Annotated in this window: 8 protein-coding genes and 1 pseudogene; 3 read left to right on the forward strand and 6 right to left on the reverse strand. The window is 64.7% G+C overall.

Annotation, left to right across the window (positions count from 1 at the left end; translation table 11 throughout):
* Positions 1-238: 238 nt before the first annotated feature.
* The 6 genes from ACNJ7E_RS03135 to ACNJ7E_RS03160 form a co-directional block, all read right to left on the reverse strand.
* On the reverse strand, positions 239-14,584 hold the full coding sequence (locus ACNJ7E_RS03135) for an amino acid adenylation domain-containing protein (protein WP_418339123.1): 14,346 nt from the start codon (positions 14,582-14,584) through the stop codon (positions 239-241).
* Positions 14,585-14,756: 172 nt separating this feature from the next.
* Positions 14,757-15,917 carry a globin domain-containing protein gene (locus tag ACNJ7E_RS03140; RefSeq protein ID WP_418339124.1) on the reverse strand — a complete coding sequence of 387 codons (1,161 nt, stop codon included), beginning with the start codon at positions 15,915-15,917 and terminating at the stop codon, positions 14,757-14,759.
* Positions 15,918-16,756: 839 nt separating this feature from the next.
* Positions 16,757-16,906 (reverse strand): hypothetical protein, encoded by a 150-nt coding sequence (locus tag ACNJ7E_RS03145; RefSeq protein ID WP_418339125.1) that lies wholly within the window; start codon positions 16,904-16,906, stop codon positions 16,757-16,759.
* 55 nt (positions 16,907-16,961) lie between these two features.
* Positions 16,962-17,567 carry a transposase gene (locus ACNJ7E_RS03150; RefSeq protein WP_418339126.1) on the reverse strand — a complete coding sequence of 202 codons (606 nt, stop codon included), beginning with the start codon at positions 17,565-17,567 and terminating at the stop codon, positions 16,962-16,964.
* Positions 17,564-18,016, reverse strand: a complete 453-nt coding sequence (locus tag ACNJ7E_RS03155) for an IS110 family transposase (protein ID WP_418339127.1) — start codon at positions 18,014-18,016, stop codon at positions 17,564-17,566. Before ACNJ7E_RS03155 ends, ACNJ7E_RS03150 begins: the two co-directional genes overlap by 4 nt.
* A 714-nt stretch (positions 18,017-18,730) precedes the next feature.
* Entirely contained in the window at positions 18,731-19,873 is a 1,143-nt protein-coding gene (locus tag ACNJ7E_RS03160; protein ID WP_418339128.1) for an IS701 family transposase, read from the reverse strand.
* A 68-nt stretch (positions 19,874-19,941) separates the two neighbouring features.
* Here ACNJ7E_RS03160 and ACNJ7E_RS03165 point away from each other — a divergent pair, with 68 nt between their 5' ends.
* The 3 genes and pseudogenes from ACNJ7E_RS03165 to ACNJ7E_RS03175 all read left to right on the forward strand — a co-directional run.
* Positions 19,942-20,262: a transposase gene (locus ACNJ7E_RS03165; protein WP_418339129.1), complete on the forward strand. Its 321-nt coding sequence runs from the start codon at positions 19,942-19,944 to the stop codon at positions 20,260-20,262.
* Positions 20,231-20,455: a transposase gene (locus tag ACNJ7E_RS03170; protein ID WP_418339130.1), complete on the forward strand. Its 225-nt coding sequence runs from the start codon at positions 20,231-20,233 to the stop codon at positions 20,453-20,455. Before ACNJ7E_RS03165 ends, ACNJ7E_RS03170 begins: the two co-directional genes overlap by 32 nt.
* Positions 20,456-20,489: 34 nt before the next feature.
* Positions 20,490-21,614: pseudogene (locus tag ACNJ7E_RS03175) on the forward strand (IS3 family transposase); the annotation flags it as partial.

Genomic DNA, 21,614 nt, shown 5'->3' on the forward strand with positions numbered 1-21,614 from the left:
CCTGTAAGCGCCGGGACGTGTCTCCATCGCGCGTGAAGAGCATATGACGCCGGATTCTAGTTCTTGCCACCCGAACCCTACCTGGGCACAACACCCCCATCAGTGGCTGTGGCAGTGTGTGGCGCGACCGTATCGGGCTCGATTTACGCGGTTGACGGCACACACCGCCACGGAGGGCGGGACTCCTTTCGATGCTGATGTCTTCGATAACAAATACCCCGCGCGGAGGTTGGCACATTCAGGAAAGTATCAACTCCATCGCGGCAGTTTCGAGTCGCTCTTCCAGGATCGGGCCGATCGATGCCAGGGCATCGGAGGTTGTCATGTGGGCGTGCGGGTACTCGACTGGATAATCCGTGATCGTTCCGGTGACGTAGGGACGCCAAGCCGAGGCGGTCCGAGTCAGTTCGAAGTTGTCCACACGCGCTGAGAAGAACAGCAATTGACCGGAGTACGTCGCCGGCCGGTACTCGTGTGCCCGCTCGTGGGCGCGGAGATAGTCCTCGTACAGTCGCTCGAGTTGGGCGGGGGTGAGATACCCGAAAGGGCTCGCCGCGTCCCGCAGAACTACCGCCGCATCCTCGGCAGTGAACCCGTCGACACCGCCATCGCCGACCGGTACCTCTATGCCGAACTCGCGGAGCAGTTCCGCCGGTGTTGGATCAGCGCCCACCGTATCCGAATCCGATAGCACGTAGCTGTCCATCATCGCGAGCAACGCGACTTCGTGCCCATTCCTCTGTATTTCGACGGCAACGGCGTGGGCGATCAACCCGCCGAGCGACCACCCAAGCAAGTGGTATGGCCCGTCTGGTTGGACCGCGCGGATCTCCCGGGCGTAGCGGACGGCAAGGGCTTCGATCGATGGCGACTCGGCCGGGGTTTCGGTGAGCGCCGGCGACTGCAGGCCGAAGATGGGCCGATCCGAGTCCAGGTGCTGCGCGAGCCCGCCATAGCACCAGGACAGTCCGATCGCCGGGTGGATGCAAAAGAGCGGGAGCTGGCTTCCCGCGATGCGGATCGGTAGCAAGACCGCGAGTGCCGACTCGTCCAGCGCCGTTGGTCCCCCGGAATCTGGGTGTTCGATTCTGCGGGCGAGAAGTTCCGGCGTCGGGTTTGTGAACAGCCAGGGAACCGCGACCTCGACGTCGAGTTCGCTGCGTAGTGCTGCCACCAGACGTGTTCCGAGCAGTGAGTTGCCGCCAAGATCGAAGAAGTTTTCGTCGGCCCCCACTGACTGAATCTCGAGCACTCGTGCAAAGACGGCGCAGATGGTTGATTCAGTTTGGGTCTGTGGGAGTCGCGGTTGTGCTGTGTTGGGGAACTCGGGTTTGGGTAGGGCGGCCCGATCGAGTTTGCCTGCTGAGGTCAACGGAATATCGTCCAAGAACGTGACCGCGGACGGCACCATGTACCCGGGTACTTTGGCGGCAACGTGAGCCTGCAGCGAGGCGGAATCGGTGGAATCGGTGGAATCCGCTCCATCTGCTACCACGTAGGACACGAGACGTGCTGCCGGCTCACTGTCCCCATGCACGACTGTCACCGCGAACCGCACCTGTGGGTGGCTCGTCAGTGCTGTGTCGATCTCGCCGAGTTCGATTCGGAAGCCACGGACCTTCACCTGCTGGTCTGAGCGACCCAGGTATTCGATGCCCGATCCCGCCCGGCGGCGCACGACGTCACCGGTGCGGTACATTCGTGCCCCTCGGCCACCGAATGGGTTGGCCACGAACCGGTCCGCGGTCTGCGCGGCGTTGCCGACATACCCGCGTGCTAGTCCCGGGCCGGCGACGTACAGCTCCCCGCGAACACCCTCGGGTACTGGATGCAGGCGTTCGTCGAGGATCAACGCCTCGACGCCACGAATCGGTCCGCCGATGGTGACCGGCTGTCCCGCGTGAAGGGCGTCGCTGATGGTCACGGCGACGGTCGCCTCAGTCGGCCCGTATGCGTTGAAGATCCGACGACCAGGCGCCCACCGTTCCACAATTTCGGTGCTGCAGGTGTCGCCGCCGACCACGACGGTATGCACACAGTCCAGACCCGTCGGATCGACGGATGCCAATGCGGCGGGGGTGACGAAGGCGTGCGTTACCTGGTACTGGTGCAGCAGTTCCGCGAGGTCGTCACCGCCGTAGACGGACCCGGGCGCCAGCACAATGGTGGCGCCGGCGCCGAAGGCCAACAGCTGCTCGAGCACTGATGCGTCGAAACTCGGGGAGGCAAACTGCAGGGTTCTCGATTCTGCTGTTACAGTGAATCTTTCCCGTAGCTCGGCGGCGAAGTTCGCGACCCCCTCATGGGTCGTGACCACACCCTTCGGGCGGCCCGTCGAACCCGACGTGTAGATCACGTATGCGGGATGGCGCGCCGCCAGAGGTGCGCGGCGATCCGATTCCGCCAGTGGCGACCCGGACTTATCGGCGAGTACCGGCGCTACGTCCTGGTCATCGAGCACTGTCCATGACGCCAGGTCGGGCAGTCGATCACGGTGCTCCGCGACCGTCAGTCCGAGGAGCGCTCCGCTGTCGGCGAGCATGTGCTCGATCCTCTCGACGGGGTAGCTCGGATCGATCGGGAGGAAGGCGCCGCCCGCCTTCGTCACCGCCCACACGGCGACCACGAAGTCGACGGACCTCGGTATTGCCAATGCCACGAAAGTTTCGGGTCCGACGCCGAGTTCTGTAAGTAGCCGTGCCATCCGGTTCGAGCGCTCGTCGAGCTCGCGGTAGGTCAAAGATCCCACTGCGGCGACATCGACGATGGCGGGCGTGTCCCCGGCGGCGGCTGCGGTCGTTTCGAAGATCTCGGGCAGGGTCCGCACCGGGACGCCTCGGGCCCCGGAGATCGGCACAGTGCGGTCGCGTTCCCCCCGTACCAGCAGGTCGATGTCGCCGATAATCGCGGTGGGGTCGTCGGCGACTGTGTCGAGGATGGCGGTCAGTCGGTCGGCGAGCGCCTCCACAGTTGCGGAGTCGAAAAGCTCGGTGGCGTAGGTGAAGGTGGCCATCAGCCCCGCAGAGTCGCCGGGAAGCTCCCGGATCGTCAATTGCAGGTCGAACTTCGCGATGTGCCCGTCGAGTTCGCGGGCCTGCACGTCGAGCCCCGCCAGTTCGAGCGCGGTCGGCGTCGAGGCGTGGAACGAGAGCATCACCTGGAAGAGGGGGTGCCGTGCGGTCGACCGGATGGGGTCCAGGTCATCGACGAGCCGCTCGAACGGCAAATCTGCGTGTGCGTAGGCTCGCAGATCGGTTTCGCGGACCTGCCGGAGCAGGTCCCGGAAGGGAGTGCGTGGATCGATCCGGCTGCGTAATACGAGCGTGTTCACGAACATGCCCACCAGGTCGTCCAGTTCCCGCTCGCCCCGTCCGGCGACGGGAGTTCCGATCGCGACATCGCGGCTTGCTGTCACCCGCGCCAGCAACGCGGCGAAGGCGGCATGGACGATCATGAACAGGCTGGAGTCGTTCGTGCGCGCCAGTTCGGTGAGCGATGCACGCGTGCGGGCCGACACGCTGAACTCGACCGCGGCCCCACGGAAGGACGGTGATACCGGCCGCGGCCGGTCGATCGGTAGCTCCACATGGTCGGGAAGATCCGCCAGCTCCCGGCGCCAGAACTCCAACTGTGTGGATGCCAGAATTGTTTGGTCGCGCGAGGAGCCGAGCAACTGTCGTTGCCAGACGGCGTAGTCGGCGTACTGGACGGGCAGCGGCACCCATGGTGGGGCGTCCCCCGCGGTTCGTGCGGCATAGGCCGTCATCACGTCCCGTACCAGCGGGGTGATCGACCAGCCATCGGCGGCGATGTGGTGCACGGTGATCACCAGGGTCCAGTGGTTCTGGCCATGTGCCAACAACTCCGCGCGTAAAGGTGTCTCAGTGGTGACGTCGAATCCGGCGGTGACCGCATGTACGCGCTCGTCGAGTTCATTTGCCGCCACCGGCACCGGGGTCAAGCGCGGAGCCACCAACTCGGTGTCCAATACCACCTGGATCGGTCCGCTCTCCGAGTCCGGAAATAGTGTGCGCAGTGACTCGTGTCGCTCGAGCAGGTCCGCGAAGGCGGCTTCGATCGCGTGCACGTCGAGTGTGCCGCGCAGGGTCAGGGCGAAGGGGATGTTGTAAGCAGGTGACGACACGTCCATTTGGTTGAGAATCCAAATTCGCTCCTGCGCGAACGACAGTGGTACAGCGTCCAGGTCTGGGGTTCGCTGCAGCGACGGACGTGTGGCCATGGCTGTGGTGATTCCGTCGACCGTCGCCGCGAAACCGCGCACCGTCGGCGCCTCGAAAAGTTCGCGAACCCCGATCTGCTTGCCGACTCCGGCACCGACCCGCGAGACCACCTGGGTGGCGAGCAGCGAGTTGCCACCGAGGTCGAAGAAGCTAGTCGCGGCACCGACCGCGTCGATGCCGAGTAGTTCGGCGAAGACGGCGGCCACTCTTCGTTCGGTCTCGGTCGCCAGCGGCACGAATTCGCCTCGAGGAGTGTCGATCGTGGGCTCGGGCAGTGCCCGAAGGTCGAGCTTGCCGACTGGCGTCAGCGGCAGCGCGTCGAGCACTGTCACCGAGGCCGGCACCATGAAGGTGGGTAGCGAGCTGGCGGCGAACTCGCGCAGCGACGCCGGATCCACCTGGCGGTGTGCCGCGGGCAGGACGTATGACACCAGTACGGTCTCCCCGGAAGGCGCGGTATGCCCCTGCGTCGTGGCGAAGTCCACGTCGGGGTGTGCTCGCAGGACACTGTCGATTTCGCCCAGCTCGATCCGGAAGCCACGAATCTTGACCTGTTGGTCCACGCGGCCGACGTATTCCAGCTTCGGAGTCGCGGTTTCGTCGTCGGAAAGCTGCCATCGCACGAGGTCGCCGGTTCGGTACATGCGGGCGCCGGTCTCGTGGCCCCGCGCGGCCACGAAGCGCTCTGCGGTACGCCCAGGATGGCCGTGGTAACCGCGAGCGATACCGTCGCCGGTCAGATACAGCTCGCCGATCACTCCGACTGGCACCGGGTGCAGCCGTGGATCCAGGACCATCGCGCCGACCCCGCGGACCGGACCACCGATGGTGATCGCCTCGCCGACCGTGAGCGGATCGCTGATGCACCCCATGATGGTGGTCTCGGTGGGTCCGTATCCGTTGAACATCGCGCGTGCCGGTGCCCAGCGGGCCACGAGTTCAGGGGGGCACAGTTCTCCGCCCACCACCACGACCCCCAGCTCGTCCAGTCCGTCCGGGCTCACTGATGCGAGCGCGGCAGGTGTGACGAACGCGTGGGTGACCCGCTCACGGCGGATCAGTTCAGCGAGTTCCTCTCCGCCGTAGATGTGTGGCGGTGAGATCACCATCGTCGCGCCGACGTCGAAGGCAAGCAACAGTTCGAGGACTGAAGCGTCGAAGCTCGGCGACGAGAAGTGCAGCGTCCGCGACGACGGCGTAACCCGGTAGCGCTCACGTTGCTCTGCGCCGAAACCGGCCAGTCCGCGATGAGTGATCGCCACGCCCTTGGGTTTTCCAGTCGATCCCGAGGTGTAGATCACGTAAGCCAGTTGATCGGTTCGCGCGAGCGTGCCGCGCTCGACGGGCGTGATGAGCGCCGTCGACGCGGATGCGTAACGCTGCCGGGACGCCGGTGAATCGAGCACGATCCAATCGAGGTCCGCAGGCAGGGTCCCGAGGTGCCCGGCAAGCGTGATCCCCGCCGCGGCACCGGAGTCGTCAAGCATGTGGCGTACCCGATCAGCGGGATAATTGGGATCGACGGGCACGAAGGCGGCCCCGGTCTTCGCGACCGCCCAGACCGCGAGGACGGAGTTGACGGACCGCGGCAGCGCCACGGCCACTAGGTGTTCCGGCCCGATCCCGCGGTCGAGGAGGACCCGCGCCAGCCGGTTCGACTGCTCGTCCAACTCACGGTAGGTCAGCAACTGATCTCCGCACTCGACGGCCGTCGAGTCCGGACGGTGTGCAGCTGAATTCTCGAATATTTCGGCGAGGGTCCGCGGCTCGTGCCTGGGCGCGCCTGCCACTGGGAGCCACGCGGCCTGATCAGCAGCCGAGACGAGGCGAAGATCACCCAGCGTAGACGATGGCCGCGTAGCGACCTCTTCGACGATCCGGACGAAGTACTCGGCGAAGGACCTCACGGTCCGGGCGTCGAACAGGGCGCTTGCGTAACCGAGGGAGCCGGCTATGCCGCGATGGCCACCGTCTGCCGCGACATCGGCGATGAGCGTGAACTCGAGGTCGAACTTTGCCACGCCCGGGTCGACAGACTCGGCTGTCACGTCGAGTCCGGGTAGCGACATCGCGGTCGGTGCCGGGTTCTGGTGGAAGGAGAGCATCACCTGGAACAGCGGGTGTCCCCCGGTCGATCGGCTCGGGTTGACGGCCTGCACGATCTGCTCGAATGGCACTCGGGCGTGGGCGAAAGCGTCGAGATCGGTCTCCCGCACCTGCGTCAACAGGGTCGTGAACTCCTGGGCACTGTCCACGGAGGTCCGCAACACCAGGGTGTTGACGAACATTCCGACGAGCTGGTCGAGCGCCTGGTCGCCGCGGCCGGCGACCGGCGTACCGATCGCGATGTCGGAGTCCCCCGTCATCCGGGCGAGCAACACCGCGAGGGTGGCGTGCAGCGCCATGAACAGGGTTGCACCCGATTCACGAGCGAGATCGTCCAGGTGGCGGTGGGTGTCCGGATCAATGGCAAACGACACGGAGTCGCCGGCGAGATCTTGGACTGCCGGGCGCAGCCGCGCACCCGGCAGGGCCAGCTGATCCGGCAGACCGGCCAGGGTGTCCTTCCAATACGCAAGTTCCTTGGCCCGGACGCTGTGCGGATCGTCGCCGGCACCGAGCAGATCAAGTTGCCAGAGCGTGTAGTCGGCGTACTGCACCGCCAACGGCGACCATGCGGGCGCCGTTCCCTCGACCCGGGCCGCGTATGCCACGACGAGGTCACGCGCAAACGGGGCGAGCGACCAGCCGTCGAAGGCAATGTGGTGCACGATGAGAGCGAGGATATGCACCTCGGGTGCCGTCCGGTACAGGAGAGTGCGTAGCGGCCGATCGGTGCGCAGGTCGAACCCGTCCGACGCCATTTCATTGATCAACCCCGCGAGTTCACTCTCGGTGGCATCGGCAACGGACATGACGGGTTCCGCGGAATCCAACACGAGCTGTTCCGGACCCTCCGGAGTCTCCGGATAAACCGTGCGCAGGGACTCGTGGCGTTCGACGACGTCCGCGAGTGCGGCGGTCAGGGCGAGCCGATCGAGGCTGCCGCACATGCGGATCGCGAACGGAATGTTGTAGGCCGCAGATTCGGGGTCCAGACGATTCAGGAACCACAGCCGCTGTTGCGCCGCGGAGAGCGGCACCCGCGCGTGTGATCGCCGGGCGACGAGTTGGGGTCCGGTCGGCACCGGCGGGGCCGCGATATCGGAGCTCTCTCCGTCGATCCGCCGTGCGAGTCCCGCTACGGTGGGCGCTTCGAAGATGGCGCGCACCTCGACCGGGCACTCGAGGACGGATTGCAGCCTCCCGGTGACCTGCGTGGCGGCCAGTGAGTTGCCACCGAGGTCGAAGAAGCTGTCGTCGGCACCGACGTCCGCGACGCCCAGGACGCCGGCGTATACCTCCGCGACCAGCCGCTCGGTGGGCGTTGAGGGTGCCTGCCAGATCGTTGCGGAAGTGCCGAGCACCGGGGTCGGCAGGGCGCGACGATCGAGTTTCCCGACCGGAGTGAGCGGGATGTCGTCGAGCAGCATGACCGCGGGCACCATGTAGCCCGGAAGTCTCGTTGCGGCGTACTGGACCAAATCGCCGGGGGTGACTTCCGCGCCCGCGGTCGGTAGCACATAGGACGCCAGCAGCGTTCGTCCCGTGGAGTCGTCACCGATCGTGGTTACGAACTCGACGAGTGGATGAGACGCGAGCACTGCATCGATCTCCCCCAACTCGATGCGGAAGCCGCGAATCTTCACCTGGTGGTCCGAACGTCCGACATACCGAATTGTGTGTTGGGGCGTCCACTTCACTACGTCCCCGGTTCGGTACATCCGGTCCCCGGGCTCACCGAACGGGTCCGCGACGAATCGCTCGGAGGTCAGCCCGCCGAGCCGGTGGTAGCCGCGGGCAAGGCCCGGCCCGGAGATGTACAACTCGCCGGTAACCCCGGCCGGCACCGGGTGCAGGCGCGCATCGAGCACGACCGCACGGACCCCGCGCACGGGGCGACCGATGGTGATCGGACCTCCGACGGTCAACGCGTCGCTGATGCACACCATGATGGTGGCCTCGGTAGGCCCGTAGCCGTTGAACATTCGGCGACCCGGCGCCCATCGCTGTACCAATTCGGGGGAACAGACGTCGCCGCCGACAACCAGTGACTCGAGATGGTCCATACCGGCCGGGTCGACAGTGGCCAGTGCGGCGGGGGTGATGAAGGCGTGCGTTACCCGCCGTGTGCGTAGCACTTCGGCAAGTTCGGCCCCTCCGAACACTCCAGCAGGCGCAATCACCATGGTGGCGCCCGTCGCCCCGGCGAGCAGCAGTTCGAGCACCGCACCGTCAAAACTGGGTGAGGCGAAGTGCAGCGTTCGGGACTGGGGCGTGATCGAGTAGCGCCTCTGTTGTTCGCGGGCGAAGTTCGCGAACCCGCTGTGCGTGACGACGGTTCCTTTCGGCACGCCAGTGGATCCGGAAGTGTAGATGACGTAGGCGGCATTGTCGGGTCGAAGGCGAGGCCGGGGGCCTCCGGTGTCCTGTCGGGAGTCGAGCGCATGCTCGATGTCGGGGTCGTCCAGGGCGATCCAGTGCACCACCCCGGGAAGTGTTCTGGTTGCCGACGTGGTGATTCCCAGTCTCACGCCGGAATCGGACAGCATGTGTGCAAGTCGTTCGGCGGGGTAGTGAGGGTCGACCGGAACGTATGCGGCGCCGGTCTTCGTCACCGCCCACACCGTGAGCACCGATTCGATCGAGCGCTCGAGCGCGAGCGCGACGAAGGTCTCCGGTCCCACTCCGCGCTCGACAAGCAGCCCGGCCAGCCGGTCGGAGCGTTCGTCGAGCTCGCGGTAGGTCATCGAGCGCCTCGACGAGAGCAGCGCCGGGGCGTCAGGTTTCAGCTGGGCTGCGGCGCGGAGCAGGGCCGGCAACGTGCGAACTTCTATTGCCTCTGTTCCTCGCGCCGGCACCAGTCGCTGCACAGAGTCTTCGTCGAGGATGTCGATGTCACCGACCGGCATCCGGGGTGTAGCTACCGCCGCCCGAAGTACTCGCACCAATGTCGCTGCCATCGCATCGACCGTGGGGGCATCGAAGAGTTCGGTGGCGAAGGTGAACGTCAACTCGATTCCTGCCGGTGCCCCCGCGTCGTCGAACGTCTCGGCGTATGCCAGTTCGAGGTCGAACTTTGTCAACCCGGTGTCGATTCCGCTCACAGTCATCGTGAGATCCGGGAATTCGATGGTGTACTGATCGACGATGCGGGAGGTCAACGCCACCTGGAACAGCGGATGCCGAGAGGCGGAGCGAGGTATGTCCAGCACGTCGACGAGTCGTTCGAATGGGAGGTCGGCGTGACAGAACGCCTCGAGGTCGATGTCGCGAACCTGCTCAAGCAGATCCACGAATCCCGCGGACGCGTCCATTTCGGTACGCAGGACCACAGTGTTGACGAACATGCCGACGAGCCCGTCCAGCACGCGGTCCCCGCGACCTGCCACCGGCGTGCCCACCGCAATATCGGTGCCTCCGCCGAATCTGGCGAGCAGCACGATCAGCGCGGCGTGCAATGCCATGAACACTGTCGCACCGCGATCCGCGGCGACGACGGCGAGCGCTTGGTGCGTCTGCGGGTCCACGATGAAGTCGACCGTCGCGCCGCGCATGGTGGTGGTGCCGGCCGAGCGTGGACGGTCGACCGGGAGGTCGGTCTGATCAGGGATCCCCGCCAGTCGCTCGGTCCAGTACGCGATCTGCGCTGACGCCAAGCTGTTCGGATCCGTTTCCGCGCCGAGCATCTCATGCTGCCACAGGGCGTAGTCCGCGTATTGGACCGGTAGCGGGTCCCGGTGCGGGTGGATCCCGGCTGACCTGGCCGAGTATGCCGCGGTGATGTCTGCAGCCAGCGGCTGGAGTGACCAGCCGTCTACCGCAATGTGGTGTAGTACCAGTACCAAGAGGTGGTCGTCCGAGCCGATCCGCAGAAGCGCGGCACGTAGCGGCAACTCTTCGAGGAGGTCGAATCCGGCGGCAGCGATCGCGTGGATTCGCGCCTCGAGATCGTCGGCAGTGACAATCACCGGCACCAAGGGCGGTGCCGCGTCGGCGGCGGGCACGAGCACCTGGCAGGGATCATCCCCGACCTGGGGGTGCACCGTGCGAAGTGTTTCGTGGCGTGCCACTACATCCAACATCGCGGCGTTCAGCGCGTCGACGTCAAGTTCTCCCCGAAGCCGAACGGCAAGCGGAATGTTGTACGCACCTGACGTGCTGTCCAAGCGTGCGAGGAACCACAGGCGTTGCTGGGCCGGGGCCAACGGAATCGATCCGGACCTTGGACGCGGGGCCAGCGCGGTCACCGCGCGGTCGGTGCCCGAACCCGACACTCCGGTGACCGCGATCCAGGAAGCCAGCGCCCCAACGGTCGGGTTCTCGAAAAGGACACGCAGCGGAATCTGAAGGCCCGTCGCCTCGCTGAGACGCCCGACCATCTGCGCCGCCACGAGCGAGTTTCCACCAAGGTGGAAGAAGCTGTCCTCCACACCGACTTTCGGAAGATCGAGTACCTCCCCCACCAGCGCCGCGACGAGCTTCTCATGCTCACCTGCGGGCGCGCGGCCACTCTCGCCCGATGCGGCGACCTCCGGAGCCGGCAGCGCCCGGCGGTCCAGCTTGCCGTTCGTGGTCAACGGTATGGCGTCGAGGACGACGAATCCGTCCGGCACCATGTAATCGGGAAGCAGCGCCCCCACCAGACGGCGAACCTCTACAACATCGATTGGACCACCACTCGTGCACGTCAGATACGTCGTGAGTTGCTCGTCACCGCGCACATCTTCGGTGACCACGGTAATCGACTGCCCGACTCCCGTGACCGTCATCACGGCCGCGTCTATCTCACCGAGTTCGATACGGAATCCGCGAACCTTCACCTGATCGTCGTCACGGCCTAGGTACTCGAGCATCCCGGGAGCCACCCAGCGGGCACGGTCACCGGACCGGTACAACCGTGACCCAGCTGCTCCGAAGCGGTTGGCGACGAATCTCGAGGCACTCAGCCCCGGCCGCCGCAGATAGCCGCGGGACACCTGGCCTCCACCAACGTACATTTCGCCTGCCATACCAACCGGCACCGGCTGCAGATACTCGTCGAGCACGTAGACGGCCAGTCCGTCGATTGCGTCACCGACGAGGTTGCCCGAGTTCCGTTGCACAAGTGCGTCATCGATCGCAAGATAGGATACGTGCACGGTTGTTTCGGTGATTCCGTACATGTTGACCAGAGCCGGAGACGCGTTCCCGTGTCGCCGGTACCACTCGGGCAGTCGCCGAAAATCCAGTGCTTCGCCGCCGAAGATCACATACCTGAGAGGCAGCGCCTCCGGTGTCGATCGCCGCTCGGCCTCGATGAGCTGATAAAATGCGGACGGAGTTTGGTTCAGCACGGTCACTCCCTCGCGGCGGATCAGAGAGAGAAACTCGTCGGGCGAGCGGGAGACGTAATAGTCGACGACGATCAATGTTCCGCCGTGCAGCAGGGCGCCCCACAACTCCCACACAGAGAAATCGAAGGCTGCAGAGTGGAACATCGTCCACACGTCACGCGGACCGAACTCGAACCGGGCCGCGACGCTGTCGAACAGCCGAAGGACATTGATGTGCGGCACTGACACACCTTTGGGTCGGCCGGTCGATCCCGAGGTATAGATGACATATGCGACGTTGTCGGAGCGGAGTGCGCGCACTCTCTCGTGGGGGGCGATCGGGCCCGAGGGCCGTGATGACAACTCGACGGCAATGTCATCGGCGTCGAGCATGATGAGTGCTGACCCCGTCGTCTCGAGAGCCTCGAGCCCCGCGGCATTCGCGAGTACACAGCGCGGGCCGGCGTCCGCGAGTATATATTCGAGGCGATCGCGCGGATACCTTACGTCGAGCGGAAGATAAGCAGCACCGGCCTTCAGTACCGCCAGCAAGGACACGATCAAATCCATCGATCGCGGGAGGGCCACCGCGACAAGGTCTTCGGGACCGGTACCACGACTGATCAACAGCCGAGCCAACCGATTCGATGCTTCGTCCAGTTCCCTGTACGTCATTCGTGCGGTCTCGTGCACGACCGCAACCGAATCGGGATCGTCCGCTACGCGGGCCAGAAAGACGTCGATCAGTGTCCCAGTCATCCGCGCCGAGCCCGGGGGTTGGGTCAATGCTCGACGCTCCTCGGGCTCGAGGAGATCGAACCGGTGAAGGATCTGCGTGGGATCGGTCGCCATCGCATCGAGGAGTCGCACGAGCCAACGTGCCAGTGCGTCTGCTGTTTCCGCGCTCGAGTCCGTAATCTGGAGCGTCCCGTCGATGTCAACGGCCCCAAAACCTGCTGCGCCCTCGCCTAATGTCAGGCTGATAGCCGGCGTACCACCCGGCGCGAGATGATCCGGTGTGCTGATCATCAATGACGGGAAGTCCGGATGGCAGTCGATCGGCTGTTGCGCGGCCGACATCGCTGCGAAGCGACCGGACGAGTCCTGCTCATCCGGCGCGTTGGCAACTCGACCATACGAATCACCGGCGTGCTCGAATGCGACGGCCGCTCTGGCACTCACCTGCACGAGAAGGTCCGACAGCGTGGTCGTGGGATCGACTGACGTGCTCAGTGCTACCGCGCTGACGAACATGCCGACGAATCCGTCGTCACCCTCTTCACTGCGGCCCGCCACCGGCACGACAACCGTCAGATCGGCTGTCCTTGTGATCCGCGTCAGGAGTCCAACGAACGCGGTGTGTACCACGAGGAACAGGCTGGTGTTGTGTTGCTGTGCGAGAGACTCGAGCCTCGACCGCACCGCACCCGAAATGACAATCCGGGCCTGGACATGGCCGTGGCTCGCCGGCGCGCCCAGTCGCGGGAGGTCGAGTCCGCCGTGTGTCTCGCCGACCGACAATGCCTCGCGCTCACGACGGTCGTCGGAGCTGAGCCGCATCAACCATTCCTCGGCAGCGGCGGCGTCGACGTCGGCGATTCGAGTGTGCGAACCCGCTGAACAAAGCTCCTCGAAGAACCTCATGAACTGTTGCTGGTGCCGACGCACCTCGGGTTCGGTGTACAGCGCGGAGTTGGCTACGAAGTCGACCTGAATTTCTTCGTCGGTCGAGGCCTGATAGAAGTTGATCGACATGTCTTCGATCGGACCGGTCGACAAGACGCGAAGTGTGCCTCGAGCGGATCCAAGTGAGATACCGGTGTGGAAGAGCATCATGTTGACCAGCGGCCCGAGAAAACCTCGTGCACCGTGTACCGCGCCAGACTCCCGCCGCATGTCCTCGTACCGATACTTTTGATGCTTCAAGGCACCGGTCATCTCCAGGTGGACCGTACGAGCGAGATCGCCCACGCTGGTTCCTGGATCTACCTTGACTCGAATGGGAAGGACGTTGGATATCGTCCCTCCCGATCGCTTCAATAACGCTGAGGTGCGACCCGACACCGGCATGCTGACCACAACATCTCGACGGCCCGTCGACCGAGCGAGGTAGCCAGCCACCCCGGCAAGCACCACGGCAGCGATACTCACGTCGTACCGGTCAGCCGAACGTGCGAGCGCCGCCGCCGTTCGTGTTTTCATGGTTGCGCTGACGGAGTGCAGATCGGGTGAGGCTCGGGCAGTACGACCGGCGAGGTTGGTCACCGACGGGAGGGTCCGGAGGCGTTCCGCCCAGAATTTTCGATCTCGTTCGAATCGTGCTGATTTACTGTATGTTTCACTTGCCGCATGAACATCCTTCAGACCTCCCGCCGCGAACGGCGGCGGCGGCACTTCTTCGATCGCTGCGGTATACAGGTCGGCGATTCTGGTTGTGAGTGTCATCGCCCCGAAGCCGTCCAACGCGATGTGATGTATTCGGCAGTACCAGAAATGGCGGCGGTTTGTGACCTTGAGGACAGCGGCGAGTACTAGTCGATCACGCTGCGGATCGACCACCCTTTGGGTCTCGTTTCGCATCCACCGCTTGGCTGCGAGAGCGGGGTTGGGATGATCGCGCAGGTCTACGATGATGAGGGAGTCGTCCGATGTCGGATCGACATACTGAACGGGGTGCGATTCGACAACCGCGATCCTCAGGTAAGCAGACCCAAGTTCTCGACCGGCTTGTTTGCTGACCTTCTCCAGCAGGCAGACATCCAGTGGCCCCTCGAGGTCTACGAACTGGGCAATGGTGACAGGCGCTTCCGGCGCAAGCTGCTGAGCGAAATACAGGCCCGACTGGGCGGACGACAAGTCAAACGCGCCGTCAGCCGGGACAGGTTCCGGTCGGCCATTCCCTGGTACACCTGGCTGTTCGATTGCCAATTCAACCCCTTCGGTTCATCGTCCCCATCGCGCCGACACGTATCTGCCTCCGCCGCGGGACCCGTCATCCCTTTAGACGGTCATACAGATTTCAATGCCGATTTCGCGAAACGTAGACCATGCGATCTTTCAGTTACTTCAACGAAACGCCCGAGCAATAGGACTTGTCCGCTCAGTGCAACGGATCGTGGCGGATACCCTCCGGCTCAACACCAATTGCCCGCAGCCGAAATTTGATGGTTTGGATAGTCGAGGGCGCACCGGACACCTGAATGTCATGGTTCATCCAATTCGAGTAGTCCGCGATGATCGACCCCACCTTGCCGACCAACCGTTGATGCATACCCGCCGGGAACGCGGTTCGTCCCGTGAACCACCACGGGTCCCAGTTTTCCTCCACCACAGGTACTACCGTCAGCCATGGGTTGGTCCGCGATAGCCCCCACAGCATCTCGAGGTCGTAGAGATCACACGGGTACCTCCCCGATACGAAAAGATGAGTGCGCGGATTCTGCGAGCTCCGAGCCATGCTCATCAGCTGGGCACGCAGCGGGGCAATCCCTGTTCCCGTACCGATCATGAGCCGGTCGCGTGTGGGGTCGGTGACGCAACCAAGTGAGCCAAGGGGCGAGCCGAGTAACCACGTGTCACCGATGCGGGCGTGATCGACGATTGCGGGACTGACCCAACCGCCCGGAACCCGCCGAACGTGGAACTCGAGAATTCCATCGGTACTGCACGGCGTCGCTGGTGACAAGTAGCGCCACATTCGCGGCCGGCCAGGTACCTGGACACTCACATATTGGCCTGCTGTATACGGCATCGGCTGATCGAGTTGCAGCCTGATGATTGCTACATCGTCGAGCACCCGGCGGTGTTCGAACACCGTTCCGGTCCAACTCGGCGGTCCCGCCTCCGCATGAGCAGCATCCATCATCGTCCCGGCTATGAGCGCGATCGCTTCGCGCCACGCGGCACTCACCTCCCCAGTCCACACACTGGGCGCAGACACCTTCTCCAGTGCTGCGACGAGCGCATTTCCGACGGCACTGTAGTGCGCGCCGGAGATTCCGTACTTACGGTGATCTCGGCCTAGCTGGGCGAGGTAGGGAAGCGTCAGTTCCAATGTCTCCAACCGATCGACTACATAGCCGATAGCTCGCACCAATCGGTCGCGTTGCGTGTCCATGGCGGCGGGAAAGAATTCCCGCGTCTCTGGGGTGGACGCGAACAGAGACGCATAGAATGCGCGGGCGAGCGCCCCGGTTCCGGCCGGGGCGCTCGCTACAGCCGTGAAGCTCGATCTCACGAGCAAGATGTTGCGGGAATCCATTGCCGCCCTTATATTTTCTGACTTCCGAGCGTGCCGACGATCCCGAACGTCGGTCCACCGACGCGGGCACGGACGCCGTCTCTGCCGAGGCCAGAAGTATTGCGACAGAGGTCCCGAGGGTCCCCCCTGAGTATCCGGCCCCCTCCAATGGAGGTAGCACGAGCGCCGTATGGTCGACGACTCGTGCGGCCCACCTTGTGCGCGGAGCGTCCGTCCATTCACCGAGTGGCAGTTCGACCGCTACCACGCAACATGTGCGCAAGATGGCTCACCTGAAGACCGTTGCCCGGGCGGATGTCTAGCTGCGTGTGCATTCCTGGCTCGGACGTCATCGCAAGTGTGGCCCGCCAGGGATTGCCAGTGGCATCCATGGACTGCCGTTCTCTCAAGCTGACGGCTGCCATCGGAACTCCACTTCTTTACACTGGGATCAATCGGGAGGGCGGGAAACTCGAGGTTTGCTAAGGCAGTTACAACATATGGTTCAGGTCACCCCTCCGCATTACCCCTAGGGGGGGAATGCATTACCCTTTAGGGGGAGGTTGGGTTAACGTTCGACGGGCACTTGGGGCGCGCGGATTCGTTCGAGTAGCAGATCGCAAATGCTGTTGCAGCGGCGCCCAGTCGAGGCGAGGCACTGCCGAAACACCACCCGCAGATCCCGACAGGTAACCTTTCGCCTCGGAATCAACGCCCGGTGCAAGTCTGGAGCAAAGCAGATCTCAGCACGCGCTCGAACACTCACGGCGCGTACAGCGTTCACACACACAGTTTGTCGATTTCGATACAGGCCGGGTGGATGTTGGTTGCGTCCATGGAGATGGATGCTCCTATTGCTGTCAAGCCGTGTCGCCCAGGGATAGGGAGCTGGATTTCTGCTCACGGTCGGTGAGCCACTGCGAGTAGGTCGCGGCGAGATCGGGGTCGAGGCGTTGCCCGATCTCCAGACGTCGTACGCGCTGGTAGGGAACCGCGAGTGCGGTTGCCACCGTGGTGATCGGGATGGCCAGTGTTCGGCGACGTTGGCGAAGTCGGCCTGTGCGGTTATTCACTGGCAGCGGATTCTCCGATGATCTTGAAAACCTCGCGCGCGACGAAGCGTTTGAGGCAGCGGATGATCTCGCGCTCGGACTTGCGTTCCGCTGTGCGTCGCGCAATGTAGTCGACGGTGCGTGTGTCACCGGCGGACATCCGCACGAGCACGATGCGATGGATCGCGGAGTTGGCGGTGCGGTCACCGCTCCGGGAGAGCCGGTGCCGCTGATGCTTACCCGACGAGGCGGGGATGGGTGCAGTTCCGCACAGTGCGGCGAACTGCTGCTCGCTGCTCAGTCGTTCGGGGTTGTCACCGCAGCCGACCAGAAGCTGGCTGGCGACGAGAGGGCCGACGCCGGGCAGCTGCAATAGGGCCGGGTTGACCTGGGCGGCCAGCTCACCGAGCCGGGTGTCGATGCCATCGATGTCGGACCTGTGCTGCTGATGGCGCACGGCCAGTCGTTTCAAAGAACCGCGGAGGGTTTGCTCCGGGCCGTGACCGGGAGTCGGCCGTGATCGCGCAAGTGCGGCACCGAGTTTCACGTTGCCGAGATTTCGGTAGGTAGCGCGTATCTGTTCCGCTGCGGTCACCAGCAGAGCATGGATCTGGTTCATCGCCGCGCCTCGCGCCTTGCGAGCCGAGGACTGTTCGGTGGGCAGGATCCGCATCGATTCGACCAGCCCGTCGCGGTCTTTCGAGGTCGCCAGCCCGCGCCCGGACAGTGCAGTGACGGCCGCCTGGAGCGCGTCGAGCGGGTCGGACTTACCGTGCAGACGCGTGCCCGGCGGTCGGGCCGGGCGACCTCGAGAACGGTCATCCCGGCACGGCGCAGTATGCGCGCCAGTTCGGCGCCGTAGCTGCCGGTGCCCTCCACCGCGACCGCGACGACGACGCCGAATCCGCGGAGATGATCGATGACCTTCCGGTAGCCGGCGCCGGTGGCCCCGAACTCGCGGTCACCGAGTGGCCGTCCGTGTTCGTCGATGACCGCGACGTGATGGGTGTCCTTGTGGGTGTCGATTCCCCCGTAGACGCTGATCTTGCTCTCGTAGTCGGTGCCCACAGATGATGCCCTTCCCTCGATCGGTGTGGACACGCACCAACCGGGCGGGCAGACAGCACATAGACGAGACTGCCGAAGTCAAGCTCCTATCAAGTCATGCCTGCCCGGTCGGTGCGCGCAGCCACGAGGTGACGGACAGATCCATCGGAAGACAGTCCCCACATCGGGGCGTCGGTGTACGACCGGGTCACGTCACCCCGCGGCCGTATCCATCATGGATCAGGACGTCACCGGCGTGTCGTAGCCCAATGAAGGCCCGGAGAGGATCCCGCGGGCGCGGCTGAGCTTTCTGGGCGGCGGCGACAGTTGTCCGCGCGCACGTCTAAAGTTCCTGCGTATGCCCGCCCAAGCGAATGTTGATGTGCAGTTCGAAGGCATCACACAGTCATCGATCAATCGCCGCGTCCTTGCGGACGTCGTCGCGGCGGTACCGCCCATCACGAAGCACTTCACGTGGTATTGCATCAGAATAATGAGGATCCCGGAGCCCCGGATAGAACCAGCCGGGCCCACGAACCGCCCGGCACTCGACACGCTTTAGATTAGTACTGCAACGACAGTTTGTGATGTCGATGTTTGTAGTGGCTGGCGCGGGCCCTGGCCTGGCTGGCGCGGCGCCAGTTCGACCAGTGCCAGACGTGGACGAGGGCGTGTTGGACTGGGCAGGCGACGCGGCCCAAAGCAATCGCCGTATCTCGTTGATTGTCAGAGGAATTAGATCTCGGACACCGGTTTCAGATCCCCTTTTTGAGCGCCGCGGCGCAGGATGGTCAGGAAGGCCGCCGCGGCCATCGACAAGGTGATGTGCCGGTACCAGGCCGGGTACCCGCGCACCTGGTAGTGATCGAGTCCGGTCTCGTTCTTGGTGGTCTGAAAGCACTCCTCGATCGCCCAGCGACTGCCGGCCACCCGGACCAGCTCGGCGGGTTCGGTGTCGGCGGGGCCATAGCAGATGTAGTAGGCAATCTCGTCGGGGTCGGTGATCGACCGGCGGGCCAGCAGCCAGTGGCCGCGACCGCGTTCGCGCAGTGGCCGGATGTCGACGACCGCCCAGTCGTAGAGCCTGGGTCCGTGGGCGCCGTCGCCGCAATTGATCCGCTGCCACGCGGTCGCCGGCAGGTCGGCGATCACGGCGTGGGCGCGGCGCTGGCGCAGCTCCATCGAGATCACCATCTGCGACTTCGGGACTGCGAGAACATGGGCCACACCGCGGGATTCGAGCCACAGCCGGAGCTTGCCGACCTGCCCGTAGGCCTCGTCGCCGGTGAACCACCCGAACGGCACCCCGGCATCGAGAGCCCGTTCGATCATCATCTGCGCCAGTTCGGGTTTCGTCGCGAAAGCCACCTCGTCGCCGATCCCGGCGGTCCGGCACCGATCGCGGTCCACGGCCGCGGCCTTCGGAAGATACAACTCGCGATCGATCAGCGCCCGGCCCCGGTCGGAGGCGTAGGCGAGAAACACCCCGATCTGGCTGTTCTCGATCCGCCCGGCCGTGCCGGAATACTGCCGGGCCACCCCGGCCGAGCGGGTGCCCTTCTTCAAAAATCCTGTCTCGTCGACGATCAACACGCCCTTGTCGGCGTCACCGATCGTCTCGACCACGACCTCACGCACGTCGTCGCGGAGCCCCTCGCAATCCCAGGAGTAGAAGTTCAGCAGCCGCTGCATGCCCTCCGGGCCCGCATCACCGGCCGCCTCGGCCAGTGTCCATCCGTTCTTACGCTCGACCTCACCGAGCAGTCCGCGCACATACGCGGCCATCCGCCGCCGCGACTCCACCCGCGAAAACCGGTGGGCGTACCGCGCACAGAACGCCGTGAACCCCGCTGACCACTCCAGCACCTCTGACTGCACACAGGATCAATTACCACAGCAGTCCCGTCAGTCACAAACTGTCGTTGCAGTACTAATTCCCTGCCGCGTTGGAGGCGTTCGACGACCTCGACGCCGTCGATACCCTCGGGCTGCTCGGGAAGGCTCCGGACCCGGCCTCGGTGGCGCGACTGACACGCGGTCAGATCGCTGCGGCGCTGCGGAACGCCCGCCGCCACGACATCGAGACCAAGACCGATCGGATCCAGGCCGCTCTGCGCGGCGAACACCTGGGCCCGGCGGCGGTGATCACCACCGCCTACACGGCCACCACCCGCTCCGCCGTCGCCGTGTTGAGCACTCTCAATCACGAGATCAAGGCGTTGCAAGGGCAGGTCGATGCACATTTTGGCCGGCACCGAAGACGCTGAGATCATCCTGTCCCAGCCCGGGATGGGCACTCTGCTCGGCCCCGGGGTACTCGGTGAGTTCGGCGACGACCCCGAACGGTATTCCACCGCGAAGGCCCGCAAGGGCTATGCCGCCACCAGTCCGATCACCCGCGCCGCCGGCAAAAAGAAGGTCGTCGCGGTGAGGTTGCCCCCTTGGAGTGGACACCCCTGACAATGGTTCTAGGAGAGCCAGGAGGGATGTCGAGGTGGGACGCCAGTCTCTGTACACAGAGGAATTCCGGAAAGACGCGGTCGCGTTGTACCGCGCGGCCGACGGTAAACGCACGTACGCGATGTGGCCGCGGATGTGGGCGTCAGTGGCGAGACGCTACGGACGTGGGTCCGTAAGGACACCGCCCGTAACGCGCGGTCACAGGACCGCAGTACCGGCGCCGACGGGACCGAGGCGGACGAGCTCGCGCGCCTGCGGGCGGAGAACGCCCGGCTACGGGGTGCGGAGAAGGAATGGCAGGTCGAACGCGAGATCCTGCGCCGGGCAGCCGCCTATTTCGCAAAGGAGGTGAAGTGAAGACCCGCCGCTGGGACTTCATCTCCGACCATCGCGCCGAGTTCGGCGTGCAGCGGCTGTGCCGGGTGCTCGGGACCTCCCGCTCCGGCTACTACAAGCACCTGGCCACCGAGGATGCTCGCGCCGACCGCCAGGCCGACGAGGCCACGACGGTCGCCGAGATCCGCGCCATCCATGCCAAGCACCGCAGCGCCTACGGCGCCCCGCGGGTGCACGCCGAACTCCGCTCCCGCGGGCGCAAGATCAACCGCAAGCGGGTGACTCGGCTGATGCGAATCAACCACGTCGTGGGCCGGCACCTGCGCCGCACCAAGCGCACGACCATCGCGGACAAGTCAGCTCCACCGGTCCCGGATCTGGTGATGCGGGACTTCACCGCTTCGGCTGTGGATACCAAGTGGTGTGGGGACGTCACCTACATTCCGGTGGGCTCGTCGTGGTTGTTTTTGGCGACGGTGATCGACATCTGTTCACGTCGGGTGGTGGGGTGGTCCATCGCCGACCATATGCGCACCGAGCTCGTCACGGACGCGATCGAGATGGCGGTGCGCACCCGCGGTGGTGATGTCCATGGGGTCGTATTCCATAGCGATCGCGGATCTCAGTACACCGCAAAGACTTTCGGCGATGTATGCCGCCGTCATGGGATCCGCCCGAGTCGAGGCCGGGTCGGCTCGAGTTACGACAATGCTCTCGCCGAGTCGTTCTTCCAAGGACTCAAGAGGGAGTGGCTGCACGGACGGAGTTGGACGTCGAAGTCGCAGGCACGGCTGGAGCTGTTCGAGTGGCTCTCGTACTTCAA

The organism is Rhodococcus mengyinensis, assembly GCF_048381435.1.
Classification (GTDB): Bacteria; Actinomycetota; Actinomycetes; order Mycobacteriales; family Mycobacteriaceae; genus Rhodococcus_F; species Rhodococcus_F opacus_D.